Source organism: Solwaraspora sp. WMMA2059 (assembly GCF_027497315.1).
In the GTDB taxonomy this organism is placed as follows: Bacteria; Actinomycetota; Actinomycetes; order Mycobacteriales; family Micromonosporaceae; genus Micromonospora_E.
Genome location: NZ_CP114908.1, coordinates 1,560,323 through 1,572,539, shown reverse-complemented (window position 1 = coordinate 1,572,539; position 12,217 = coordinate 1,560,323). Strand labels below are relative to the sequence as shown.

General features: G+C 68.9%; 11 protein-coding genes and 3 pseudogenes. 7 read left to right on the top strand and 7 right to left on the bottom strand.

What is annotated here, in order from left to right:
* Positions 1-137: 137 nt before the first annotated feature.
* Together O7553_RS07130 and O7553_RS07125 are read left to right on the top strand one after the other, a co-directional pair.
* Positions 138-848 (top strand): DNA alkylation repair protein, encoded by a 711-nt coding sequence (locus tag O7553_RS07130; protein WP_281554042.1) that lies wholly within the window; start codon positions 138-140, stop codon positions 846-848.
* A gap of 8 nt (positions 849-856) precedes the next feature.
* Positions 857-1,468: a class I SAM-dependent methyltransferase gene (locus O7553_RS07125; protein WP_281554041.1), complete on the top strand. Its 612-nt coding sequence runs from the start codon at positions 857-859 to the stop codon at positions 1,466-1,468.
* Here the strand turns inward: O7553_RS07125 and O7553_RS07120 are convergent.
* Positions 1,443-1,874 (bottom strand): hypothetical protein, encoded by a 432-nt coding sequence (locus tag O7553_RS07120; RefSeq protein WP_281554040.1) that lies wholly within the window; start codon positions 1,872-1,874, stop codon positions 1,443-1,445. The two genes, O7553_RS07125 and O7553_RS07120, sit on opposite strands and share 26 nt — an antisense overlap.
* A gap of 243 nt (positions 1,875-2,117) precedes the next feature.
* Between O7553_RS07120 and O7553_RS07115 the strand changes: the two genes are divergently transcribed.
* A complete protein-coding gene (locus O7553_RS07115) occupies positions 2,118-2,642 on the top strand; it encodes a flavoprotein (RefSeq protein ID WP_281554039.1) in 525 nt (174 codons plus the stop codon).
* Positions 2,643-2,948: 306 nt separating this feature from the next.
* On the opposite strand, the gene O7553_RS07110 is transcribed toward O7553_RS07115, so the two are convergent.
* Positions 2,949-3,794, bottom strand: a complete 846-nt coding sequence (locus O7553_RS07110) for a helix-turn-helix domain-containing protein (protein WP_281555511.1) — start codon at positions 3,792-3,794, stop codon at positions 2,949-2,951.
* Between the two features lie 183 nt (positions 3,795-3,977).
* Between O7553_RS07110 and O7553_RS07105 the strand changes: the two are divergent.
* Positions 3,978-4,640 (top strand): annotated as a pseudogene (locus O7553_RS07105) (NAD(P)H-binding protein); the annotation flags it as partial.
* 28 nt (positions 4,641-4,668) lie between these two features.
* Here the strand turns inward: O7553_RS07105 and O7553_RS07100 are convergent.
* The 3 genes and pseudogenes from O7553_RS07100 to O7553_RS07090 form a co-directional block, all read right to left on the bottom strand.
* Complete coding sequence (locus O7553_RS07100; protein ID WP_281554038.1) at positions 4,669-5,808, bottom strand: IS701 family transposase; 1,140 nt, start codon at positions 5,806-5,808, stop codon at positions 4,669-4,671.
* Positions 5,805-6,988 (bottom strand): IS3 family transposase gene (locus tag O7553_RS07095; protein ID WP_281554037.1). Its coding sequence is split into 2 segments (ribosomal slippage): positions 5,805-6,721 and positions 6,721-6,988, totalling 1,185 coding nucleotides; the frame shifts between segments, so codons are not numbered across the junction. Before O7553_RS07095 ends, O7553_RS07100 begins: the two co-directional genes overlap by 4 nt.
* Positions 6,989-7,072: 84 nt before the next feature.
* Positions 7,073-7,252, bottom strand: a pseudogene (locus O7553_RS07090) (IS701 family transposase); the annotation flags it as partial.
* A gap of 180 nt (positions 7,253-7,432) precedes the next feature.
* Between O7553_RS07090 and O7553_RS30130 the strand changes: the two are divergent.
* Positions 7,433-7,620 (top strand): annotated as a pseudogene (locus O7553_RS30130) (NmrA family protein); the annotation flags it as partial.
* 798 nt (positions 7,621-8,418) lie between these two features.
* Positions 8,419-9,648, top strand: coding sequence for an MFS transporter (locus tag O7553_RS07085; protein ID WP_281554036.1), 1,230 nt, complete (start codon positions 8,419-8,421; stop codon positions 9,646-9,648).
* 28 nt (positions 9,649-9,676) lie between these two features.
* Here the strand turns inward: O7553_RS07085 and O7553_RS07080 are convergent, their stop codons facing one another.
* Positions 9,677-10,195 carry a CGNR zinc finger domain-containing protein gene (locus O7553_RS07080; protein ID WP_281554035.1) on the bottom strand — a complete coding sequence of 173 codons (519 nt, stop codon included), beginning with the start codon at positions 10,193-10,195 and terminating at the stop codon, positions 9,677-9,679.
* A 96-nt stretch (positions 10,196-10,291) separates the two neighbouring features.
* Here O7553_RS07080 and O7553_RS07075 point away from each other — a divergent pair, with 96 nt between their 5' ends.
* Entirely contained in the window at positions 10,292-11,206 is a 915-nt protein-coding gene (locus tag O7553_RS07075; RefSeq protein ID WP_281554034.1) for an alpha/beta hydrolase, read from the top strand.
* A gap of 24 nt (positions 11,207-11,230) precedes the next feature.
* Here O7553_RS07075 and O7553_RS07070 read toward each other — a convergent pair whose 3' ends face one another.
* Positions 11,231-12,169 carry a DUF2332 domain-containing protein gene (locus tag O7553_RS07070; RefSeq protein ID WP_281554033.1) on the bottom strand — a complete coding sequence of 313 codons (939 nt, stop codon included), beginning with the start codon at positions 12,167-12,169 and terminating at the stop codon, positions 11,231-11,233.
* Positions 12,170-12,217 lie beyond the last annotated feature (48 nt).

Sequence of the window (12,217 nt, the reverse complement as noted above, 5' to 3'; positions counted from 1 at the left end):
CTACGACGAAAACGCTATGGCTGCGACGGACAGCCCACTTCACCCCGCAGTGGACACTTACCGGTAGCTCGCACGGGGGACACGTCCGCCGGGCGACTCGACGTGCCGATCGGTGGCAGGCGTAGATTCGGCGGTCGATGGCCACCTGTGACGATGTCCGCCGGGCGCTCGCCGCCCTCGCCGACCCGCGTCGCGCGGAGCAGGCACGCCGGTTCCTGCAGATCCGACCCGGCGGGTACGGCGAGGGCGACCGGACGATCGGCGTACCGGTGCCGGACCAGCGCCGGGTGGCCGGTCGATACTGGCGTGACCTGTCGTTGGCCGAGACGACCCTGCTGCTGACCAGCGAGGTACACGAGGAGCGGCTGACGGCGATCTTCATCCTGGTGCGGATGTTCGACAAGGGCAGGCAGCGGCAGCGGGCCGCCATCTTCGACACCGTGCTGGCCCACACCGACCGGATCGACAACTGGGACCTGGTCGACTCGTGCGCCCCGTACATCGTCGGGCCGTGGCTGTTGGGCACCGACCGGACGGTGCTGGACCGGCTGGCCGCCTCCGAGCTGGTCTGGGACCGGCGGATCGCGATCATCGCGACGTTCGCCTTCATCCGGGTCGGGGACTTCGACTGGACGTTGCGGCTGGCCGAGCGGCTGCTGCACGACCCGCACGACCTAATCCACAAGGCCGTCGGCTGGATGCTGCGCGAGGTCGGCAACCGCGACCGTACGGTGGCCGAGACGTTCCTGACCCGGCACCAACGCGACATGCCGAGGGTGATGCTGCGGTACGCGATCGAGAAGTTCGAGCCGCAGCGTCGCGCCGCGTACCTCGCCGGCACGGCCTGACCGCGCCAGTGTCCGCCTCACCTGCCCGGCCCGACTTGCGGGGGGTCCGGGTCGCCTACGACACCGTGGCCGGCGACTACGCGGCCCGCATGCCGGACACCCGCGTTGAGGCACCGCTGGATCTCGCCATGATCGACACCTTCGCCGAGGCGGTCCGCTCCAGCGTCGACCCGCTGGTGCTCGACGCGGGCTGCGGTGCGGGTCGGATGAGCCGGTATCTCGCCGACCGGGACTGTCGAGTGGTCGGGGTCGACCTGTCACCAGGCATGATCGCCATGGCCCGCCGCGACCACCGAGGGCTGCCGTTCGCCGTCGGCTCGCTGGCCGACCTTCCGTTCCCGGACTCCCGGTTCGCGGGTGTACTGCTGTGGTACTCGACGATCCACGCGCCACCGGCCGGTCAGGGCCGCGTCTTCGCCGAGGCCGCCCGGGTGCTGCACCCGGGCGGCCGGGCTGCGCGAGGTGTGCCGGCTGGTCCGTCGCGCCCGGGGCGCCGAACGCGACGACCAGGCGGTCATGCTGGCGACGGTGCGGTGACCCCCGGATGCCCGCCCGACCCCGTGGTCCGGGCGGGCATCCGCAGCTGTCGCGATGTCACTCGCAGAAGACCTTCACCTTGACGTCGGGCTGGTCGACGTCGACTGTGAGATCGTCGAGCTGCTCGACCAGCTCCTCGATGTGCTGCGGCTTGAGCTGGGTCAGGTCGATCGGCACACCCGACTTGGCCAGCTCCGCGTTGACGTGGGTCAGCGCCTGTGGCGGGATCAGGCTGGTGAGCCGGACCCCGGCGCGCAGCAGCTGCAACGGGACCCGGACGTTGACCCGGCCCGGCTCGTCGCCGCTGGGTCCGTCGGCGAAGTCCGCCATCACCCGCAGATACTTCGGCCGGGCCTTCGGGCCGGATGCGCCCCCCGGCGTCGCATCAGGCTGCTCTCGGTCGAGGGCGTCGATCAGCCGCTCGGCCTCCTCAGCGGTGATCTTGCCTTCGGCCAGCATCTCCAGAATCTGGCGGCGCTGCTCGTTCATCGTCACTCCGCTTCGACGGGCTCAGGTCCACCTGGACCTGGCTGCGGCGTTCACCACGCAGCCGGGCGGCGACCCGTCAGCTCTGCTTCACCTTCTGGCGGCCGAGCGCACCGCACCTCAGATCTTCCAGGTGCACGATCAGACCCGCACGCTGGTCACCGCCATGCTGGCCCGGGAACGTCGCGCCGCCACACCCAGCCTGCGCGCCTTGGCAGTGCGCGCCAGGATCGATGCCAACTGATCATGACTGGCACCGGCAAACCGACGCTGTACCTGGTTTCCTCCGCCGCTCCGCCGATTCACAACATCGACGAGTGCGTCGCCCTGTTGCAGGCCGACGGATGGTCGGTGTGCCTGATCGTCACGCCTACTGCGGCGACCTGGATCGACACGGACAGGCTCGCATCCCAGACCGGGTTTCCGGTCGCGTCCCGACTTCGCGCCCCTGACGAGCCCGGAACACTGCCGCGCGCCGACGCCGTCGTGGTGGCACCGGCGTCCTTCAACACGATCAACAAGTGGGCCAGCGGAATCAGCGACAACTTGGCGCTGGGTGTACTCAACGAGGCCCTTGGCACCGGGCTTCCGATAGTCGTCTCACCGTACGCAAAGCCGGCCCTCACCCAGCATCCCGCCTACCGAGCATCCGTCCGGACCCTGTCACACCTCGGCGTCCAGTTCACCGAGGACGAAGCTCTCAAACCCACGCTTGGAAGCGATAGATTTCGATGGGGCGTAGTTGCCGAAGCGTTCCGCGCCACCGATTGATCACGCCTCCGCTGAACAGCCACCAGGACAACGCCTCCGCATTCAACAGAGGATCAACGGACCGCCGCCCACGTCGACCGGACGTGTCCCAACCCGCCAACCGATCCAGCGGTAGAGACACTGTGGCCGCACACCTAACCGAAGTTCAAGAGCAGATGACGTAAATACTGGCCTGCACCGGCGTGTCGTACGGTTCTACGTCATCTGATCTTGAGTCGGCTTCCCATCTGCATAGGCTGGTCCAGAATCCGTCGATCAGCACGATGCTGTCGGGTGCCACGCCAGACGTCCTGCAGTGGGAGCAAATCAGTAGCGACGGGTCATGGTCTCGGTGCCGAGGACGGTCAACAGTCGCAGCTTGTCTGCCGCTTCGCTGCCAGGCGCCGCTGCGTAGACGACGATGCGCAGGTCGGCGCCGTGCGCCGACAGCACATCGCAGTCGAGTTCGACTTCGCCGACGTGCGGATTGTCGACGGTCTTTCGTTCGCTCCTGTGGTGCGCGACGGCGGAGCCTTCCCACAGTCGCGCGAATTCGGGGCTCGATGCCCGCAGCGTGCCGATCATGTCCTTCAGTTCGCGGTCGGCAGGGTAACGCGTCGCCACGTCGCGCAGGTCGGCCACGAGTGACGCCTTGTGCGCCTGCGGATCCGGATGCCGCACGCGTCCCGTGTCGTCGTGGAAGGTTCGCCACACGATGTTCGCCGACCGGAGGTCGCGGTCGTGCCAGTCGTCGCCGGTCAGCGCGGCCCACACATCATTGTGCTGGATGAGGTTCCAGGCCGCGTCGAAGACTGCGATCGGGGTGTCGGCGAGACGGTCGAGCACGCGCTGCACGCTGGGGCCGATGTGCCGGGGCACCAGTCCGCCCGGTTGGGGCGCGTGCCCCGCCAGGCGGCAGGCCAGTTCGTACTCGGCGTCGGACAGGCGCAGCGTGCGTGCTAGCGCGCGCACGATGGCGACGCTGGGATGCGCGCGGCACTGTTCGAGGCGTTTGACGTAGTCCGGTGAGATGCCAGCAAGCCAGGCGACCTCCTCGCGGCGCAATCCTGCCGTCCTGCGCGTGCCTGACCTGAAGGGCAGGCCCACGTCTGCCGGCTGCAGGCGGGTGCGCCAGGAGCGGAGCACCGCCGCGAAGTTGGGCACGTCGTGCATCACTCCATTGTCGGCCTTCTGCCCGGCCTTCAATCGATGCGTGGGTGGCCCGAAGTGGGCCAGGATGCCGCCCGGAACCGGTGCCAAGGTCGATTCCTGGCACACCTGACGGCCCCAGCGGCACCTTCGCCGATCGCGACGGCGAACTGCCCTGGTGATCACACCACCACGGAAGGAGCGGACATGTATCTCATCACCGGAGCGACAGGCAACGTCGGCAACCCGCTTGCACGGCAGCTGCACGAACAGGGTCACCCGGTCCGAGTCCTGGTGCGCGACCCTGCCCGGGCAGCCGACCTGCCGGCCGAGATCGAGCGCGCCGTCGGCGATCTCGACAACCCCGACGACGTGGCCAACGCCGTCAAGGGCGTGGACGCCGTCTTCCTCATGCAGGTGGGCAGCGGAACCGACCAGACCAAGGTCATGATCGATGCCGTACGCAACGCCGGCAACACCAGGATTGTCCTGCTGTCCTCGGTCGGTGCACGGCTGATGCCGATCAGCGACAATTTCGTCATCGGCGGAGCCCTTGCGGCGCGCGAGGACCTGATGCGCGAGTCCGGGCTGGGCGTCACCTACCTGCGCCCCAACGGCTTCGCGTCCAATGCCCTGTGGTGGCTGGACGGCATCCGCGCTGGCAAGGTCGTCGACCCTACCGGGGAGGGCCGTCTGGCGGTCATCGACCCCGAGGACGTGGCCCGCTGCGCCGCCATCGTGCTCACCGAAGTCGGGCACGTCGGCAAGGGCTACACCCTGACCGGGCCAGAAGCACTCACTTCTCGTGAGCAGGTGGCGATAATCGCCGCGGTGACCGGTCAGATGATCGACTTCCAGGAAGTCACTCCTAGTAGGGCAGCCGTACTTCGTGACTTGATCATGTGAGTCTGGATCGGTAGTGGTACCAGCGGGCGCGGGCTTGATGGCGGCGGCGCCACCAGGACCAGCGGAGATGGTGTTCGAGGCTGTGCCAGGCTCTGGTAGCGAGGTTGTACAGCCTCTTGATCTCGACAACGGTCAGCCGGATGAGTCCGAGGTCGGCCGGTGGTGGTTCGCTGGGGTGGGTGGGTCGGGGCGGTGGCGTGGTCCCGGCCGCGGCGTCGGCGGCGGTGACCGCGCAGACGGCGAGCGCGGCCATGACCAGCACTATGTGCCGCATGATCGGGGTGTGGAGCCGGTTCTGGAACTGGTCGAACCCGAAGTGGTCCTTGCCGAACCCGTGGTCCTCCTCGATCGTCCACCGCCGGCCGGTCACCCTCACCAACGCGGTCAGGGTCGCCGGAAGACGCTCCGGTATCCAGCAGTAGAAGTAGGCCAGGTCGTCGGGGTCAGCCAGGCTCCGGCGCACGAGCAGGTAGTGGCGAGGGCTGGCGGTGGCGATCCACGCCCACGCGTACCAGCGGTCGCCTTTGGAACCCGCCCCGCAGGACATGGTCTGCCAGGCGGTGTCGGTGGTCAGGGCGGTGACAGCGGTGTCGGCGCGGATCTTCGTCTTCCAGCCGGGCAGGGTGATCCGGAACGAGCACGGCACGCCGAGGCTGTAGCCGATTCCCCGGGTCTCGCAGGTGTCGCGTAGCCGCCGGTCCCGGCCGTAGACGGCGTCGGCGGTGCACCACCGCACCGGTACGCCGGCGTCGAGTGTCTCGGTGAGCAGGTCGGCGGCGAGTCGGGGTTTGGTCGCGAACTCGGTGTCGGCGGGGACGCCGGTGGCGGCGCGGCGGGCGTCGTCGTCGAGGTCGGCGGCGGGGATCCACAGGCGGGAGCCGACCAGGGCGTGGCCGGCGCGGGTGGCGTAGGTGGCGTTGACCAGGTTGACGGCGTTGGTGACCTTTCCCGCGCAGCCCACGTACTGGCGGGTCACGCCGCACGTGCCGGTGCCGGTCTTCTCCACCCCGCTCTCGTCGAAGATCAGCGTGTTGTCGCCGTCCGGGTCGGCCAGGCGTGCCACGGCGAAGTCACGGACCACGCCCTGAGGGGCCTCGCGTTTTCCGGACAGTGGTTCGGCCGGTTCTTTCACGCCGCGATTTGAAGGTTCTCGAACTCTGCGTGGACTTCCCGGGGAGGTCGGTAGCCCACCGCTGAATGCAGACGCTGACGATTGTACCAGAATTCGATGTAGGCAGTAACGTCCCGGCGCGCCGCCTCACGAGTGGGATACTTCACACGCGACACGCGTTCGTTCTTCAGCGCACCGAAGAACGATTCCGCCATCGCATTGTCGAAACAAGTTCCGGTCCGGCCAGCAGATCGCCGCAACCTCAGATCCCGAAGCGTTCTGCCGTAGTCGTCCGACATGTAGTTGCTGCCCCGGTCCGAATGAAAGATGGCGTTCTTCCTGAGTTCGCGATTCCGGGCGGCGTTACGGATGGCGCGGGATATCAACGGCGTCTGGTAGTGGTCGTCCATCGCGTATCCGATGACTTCCTTCGTGCAGCAGTCGATGACGGTCGCCAGATACAGCCACCCCTCGCCGGTCGGGATGTACGTGATGTCGCCGACGAGCTTCTCGCCAGGCGCGTCGGCGGTGAACTCCCGGCCGACGAGGTCAGGCACCGTGCCGGACGACGACTGGGTGAGACCCCACCGCCTCGGGCGGGGCTGGCACGGCACGAGCCCGAGCTCGCGCATCAGCTGGCGGACGAGTTCCGGCCCGGCGGACACGCCCTGGCGCCGCAGTTGCGCGTGGACACGTCGATGCCCGTAGGTGCCGTCGGACGCGGCGAACACCTCCTCGATGGCCGATCGAAGGTGGGCGCGGCGGGTGGCGGTCGCGGAGTCGGGGCGGGTTCGCCATTCGTAGTACCCGGACCTGGACACGCCGAGTTGTTCGCACATGAAGTCGACGGGGTAGGCGTACTTCGCGGTGTCGAGTCGCATCGTCTCGATGAACTCGTACAAGCTCGTTACCGAGGGTCCTTCGCGAAGTGCGCCGCGGCTTTTTTCAGGAAGCTGTTCTCCATTTCGAGTTCCCGGTTGCGACGTTCGAGTTCCTTCAGTCGAGCGCGCTCGTCGACGCCGATCTGTGGGCTGTCCTGGGCGCCGCTGTTTTCCCGCCGGTACTGGCGGACCCAGGAACGCAGCGTCTCCGGGTGAACGTCGATCTCCCGGGCAACCTGCGACACTGGCTTGTTCGACTGTAGAACGAGTTGCACTGCTTCTTCACGGAACTCTGGGGTGTATGAGCTTATGCGTGCCATCGCGCTTCTTCCCTCGACTTTCCTTACAGGGTAACCTTATTGGCTCCCTGTCCGGAATCCTCGGGGCACCTCACCCATCGCCTTGTCGGTGTCCCAGACCGCGCGTTCGAGTAGCCGTTGCATCCGGTCGGGGGTGGTGTCCCCGGCGTGTTCGGCCAGGGTCCAGCAGTTCTTGCGTGGCAGGTCGGCGATCAGGCCACGGACGTACTTGCCGGCCTGCCGTAGTGGTTCGACCCGGGCGAAACACGCGCCGAGGTCTCCCATCAGCGTGGCGAGGTTCTCCTCGACCCGACCGGCCTCTACCATGGCCGCTGCGGCCACCTCGTGATCCTTCGTTGTCCACACAACACCGGACGATCATGCGGTGGCCGTCTCCGTCGCCGCACATCCTGTCCGTCCATACCCCACCGCACCGGTCAGGTCACGAAGTACGGCTGCCCTACTAGAGAGTTTGCCCGGGCGCAGATCGCCAAGGGTGTGCCCGCCGAGCAGGCGCAGGCATTGGAATATCTGAACACGGTGTTCCGAAGGGTCGCGCCGCCTACGTGACCGACGATGTGCGGAACCTCACGGGCCGGGCGCCAGGGACGTTCCGCGAGTGGTGCGAACGCAGCGCAGACGCATTGCGCTGATGCAAGACCCAGTGCGACCGGGCTCCGGGACACCACTCAGCATTCTTCCCGACGCCACCAGGCCCGCAGGAACGTCTCCTGCACCGTGTCCGTGTCCTCGGCGTCCTCGAACGACCCGAGCATCCGGTCGGCTTGCTGCCATCAGCCGCGTCTCCACACCTATCAGGTCGTCGTTCCGCTCGTCGTGGCCCGTCGCAGGTATGACGGGGGTACGGACACGAATACTCATCACCAGGGAGCCGACGCAGCCACAAGATCAGCTGACGAGAATGCGGGAGTTCCTCGGCATGTCACCCGAATTTACGTCATCTGATCTTTGCGATCGGCTGGCACCGGCACCGGAGCAACCGTGTGCGCGTAGCGCTTGCCCGGCCAGCGCGACGGGCGGTCAGGTCGGTTCTGCGGACAGGCGGCGGTGCTCCGGCGGGACTGGGGCGTCTGATAGTTCCGGCAGGCGCGCCGGCGGCTTCGTCCTGACCTGTGACGGCGACGTCGTCGGTCTGTCCAACCTGTTCGCCGCTGACAGCGGCGAACAGTCCGATATCCGGGCGACCGCCATCACCGAGGCAGCCCTCCACTTCCCCGGGGCTGCCGCTGGTCGGCTACGAGCAGGGCGACGACCTCGCCCGCGCCCGAGCACACGGCTTCGCCCCGATCGGCGCCCTGCGGGTCTGGCTGCACCAGCCCGGCCAGCCATGATCACTTGATGAAAAGCCGGCCGACACGCCGACACGATCCCAGCAGAACATCAAATGATCTTGGTTGTGCCCAACCTCGGCCGGTTGCCAGACTGGTCCGGTGCCGGTCTCCCTCTGGCGAAACCGTGACTTCCTCCTACTGTGGACCGGCCAGGTCGTATCGACGCTCGGCACCCGGATCAGCGGCCTCGCGTACCCGCTGCTCGTGCTGGCCGTCACCGGCTCACCGGCGCAGGCCGGGCTGGTGGCGGCCGCGCAGGCGGCCCCGTTCCTGATCTGGTTCCTGCCGGCGGGTGCCCTGGTCGACCGCTGGCCCCGCAAACGGATCATGCTCGTCGCCGACGCCGGCCGGGCGGTGGCCCTGGCATCGGTCGCGGTGGCCGTCGCGCTCGGACGGGTCACGATCGGTCACCTCATGGTCGTGGCCTTCGTCGAGGGCACGCTGTACGTCTTCTTCCTGCTCGCCGAGACCGCCGCCCTGCCACACGTGGTACCCAAACCCCAACTACCGACGGCGATCGCCCAGAACCAGGCCCGCGACCAGGGTGCCGACCTGGCCGGCCACCCGTTGGGCGGCCTGCTGTTCGGGCTGGGCCACGCGGTGCCGTTCGCCGCCGACGCCGTGTCGTACGTGGTGGGCGTCGCCCTGGTCGCCCCGGTTCGGCGGGACCTGGAGGAGAAGCGGGTGGCGCAGCGTCGCCCCCTGCTGGCAGAGATCGCCGAGGGTGTCCGCTGGCTGTGGCGTCAGCATCTCCTGCGCGCCCTCGTGGCGATCGCGTCGGCTGGCAACCTGGCCTTCAGCGCCCTCAGCCTGGCCGTCATCGTGCGCGCCACTGACCTCGGCGCGTCCCCGACCGCCGTTGGTGTGCTGCTCGGGCTCTTCGGCGTGGGCGCGATCGCCGGTGCCCTGGTGGCCCCGCCGGTACAACGCCTCGTCTCCCCGAACGTGGTCCTGATCGGCGCGCTCTGGTGGTGGGTCGCGCAGATGGCGGCGTTGGCCCTGGCCCCGACCGTGTTCACGCTGGGGGCGGTCTACACGGTCGGCGCACTGATGGGCCCGATCTTCAACACCACCACCGCCGCCTACCGGTACGCCCTGACCCCCGACCGCCTCCAGGGCCGGGTCAACGGCGCCTCCCGAATGATCGGCTGGGGTGCCCGCCCCGTGGGTGCCCTCCTCGGCGGCATAGCGCTGGAGACCCTGGGCGCGGTGCCGACCTTCGCCGCCCTGGCGGCGTGGCTGGCCGTCGTCGCGGTGGCATCGACGACGAGCCGCCAGATCAGGTGCGCCCCCAGGCTGGAAACGATGGGCGAACGAACCGGATCCTGAGTTCGTGCGGTGGACCGTGCTGCCCTGTTCAGGGTGCCGGCTCCCGGCGGGCGCGTTGTTGGTGTCGGCGCGCCTTCAGCCGGTTGCCGCAGGTCTTCATCGAGCACCAGCGGGCGGTGTTGGCACGGCTGCGGTCCAGGTGGAACAGGCGGCACTCGGTGTTGTCGCAGGGCCGCAGTCGGCCGGGTAGCCGGGCCTGTACGTCGAACCAGGCGAGCACCAGCTGCACGGCGAGCATCCGGTCGGGGGGCCCACACAGGCGCCAGCGCAGGCCCGACGCGTCGACCTCGGGCAGCTGCTGGACGCCGGCGAGGATCCGCCGCAGGTCCGCTTCGGGCACGGCACCGCGGGTGGCGGTCTGCAGCGCGTCTCTGGCGGTCCGCAGCCAGGTGGTCGTTGCCGGGTCGCCGGAGCCTCCGTGCCGGTGTGCCCACTGCCGCAGTGCGGTGTCGTCGGCCCACCGGTCCTGTGGCCGGCCGTCCACCACGGGTGTGCTGTTCAGCGCCTCGATCAGCGCCTGCTCGTCGATCACGGTGACCTCACCCACCCTCGCCACTAACCCTCTCGCCGCGCTTGACAGGTTATCGCAGATCGGGTCCACTTGAATCCAGATAACCACCACGAAGTTCCGAGAGGGTTAGAGATGGTCGAAGTTCATCACCGGTACGCCACCGTGCGAGGGCACCGCGTCTTCTACCGACAGGCCGGCCCCCACGACGCGCCGACGCTGCTGCTCCTGCACGGGTACCCCACCAGCTCACGTATGTTCCGCCGGCTGATCCCGCGACTCGCCGACCGGTTCCACGTCATCGCCCCCGACCACATCGGCTTCGGCCACTCCGACGCCCCGCCCGCCGACACGTTCCCGTACACGTTCGACGCGCTCACCGACGTCACCGAAGCGTTCCTGGCCGAGCTCGGTGTCACCCGCTGCGCCATCTACGTGCAGGACTACGGCGCTCCGATCGGATGGCGACTCGCCCTCAGCGCCCCCGAGATGATCACCGCGGTCATCAGCCAGAACGGCAACGGGTACGACGACGGCTTCGTCCCCGACTTCTGGACACCCGTGTGGGCGTACGCCGACGATCCGGGACCGGACACGGAGCCGGCGGTGCGCACCGCCCTCGGTCTGGACGCCATCCGCTGGCAGTACCTGCACGGCGTGGACCGCCCCGACCTTGTCGACCCCGACACCTGGACGTACGACCACCGCGACATCAGCCGCCCCGGCAACGACCTGGCACAGCTGGCGCTTTTCCGCGACTACGCCACCAACCCTCCGCTGTACCCGAAGCTGCACGCGTACTTTCGGCGCAGTCAGGTGCCGCTACTGGCCGTTTGGGGGGCCGAGGATCTGATCTTCGGGCCGGACGGGGCGCGTGCCTTCGCGCGGGACCTTCCGGACGCCGAGATCCACCTGGTGCCCGGCGGCGGTCACTTCCTGCTGGAAAGCCACCTGGACACCGTGGTCGGCCGCATCCGGGACTTCCTGTCCCACGCGCTGCCGACAACCCGGCCGGCGACAACCCGCGACGCGCGAGCCGCCCACCTGTGAAACGGCCGCCGCCCGGGTCGGCGATCAGCCGAACCAGACAATCCCCTGGCCATGCGGTCGGGTCCAGGCCAGTGGCCGGCCGTCCAGGGCGAGCACGTTGTGCAGGGTGTCGTCCGGTGGCGGCGGCAGCGCGCCGTGGCGCAGGATGTCCGGCCCCTCGTTCGCCACCCAGTGGCCGGGCAGGCCGTGTACCAGGTCGACGAAGACCGACCGGCGCGGAGCCGGCACGTGGTAGAGCACTGCGGTGTGGAACACCACCAGCGTCGCGTCCGGCGGTGCCGACGCGGCCAACGCCGGCAGGTCGTCGACCAGATCACCCCGGACCAGCAGCGGCGGATCGGTCGCCGCGACGCCCGCCGCGGCCGCCAGCCGGGCCCGCCGATGCTCCTGCTCCGGCCAGATCAACGCGTCCAGCCAGGCGACGTCGTCGGCGTCGGTGACGTCCAGCGGAGTCAGGTCCAGCCCGGCCCGCCACACCACCTCCGGCCGGGTACGCGGCGGCGTCAAGCCGGTCGTCGCGCAGTCGAGCAACGGCTCGCCCTGCCCCACGGTCGGGCCGCCGTCGTAGCGGTAGGCGTACCGGTCCGGGTAGAGACACAGGCCCGCCGACGCGCCGACTTCGAGAAGCGCCAGCGGCTGCGGCAACGCCGCCAGCACCGGCAGCAGTACGGCACACCGCCCGGCCTCGTTGGTCTGGGTGAGGCGGCGACGCATCTGCGCCTCGACCTCCGGCCAGTGCGCCATGGTGAAGTCGTGGAACGCGGCCGGGTCGTCGACCGGCCCGCCGAGCAGCCGGACCACCCCGAACAGCAGATTCGGCTGCCGGGTCGGCGGCGGCAACGAGTCGAGCAGCGCCAAGAGATCGTCGTCGCGGGCGACCGCGTACGCCAGCCGTTCGTAGCTGGGCGACACCCCGGACGCCTGCCGGCGGGCGAAGTCGGCGTACACCTCAGCGGTGGTCATCGCTAGATGATCACCCTGCCCGGGCGGTGCCGTCATCAGCCCGACCGC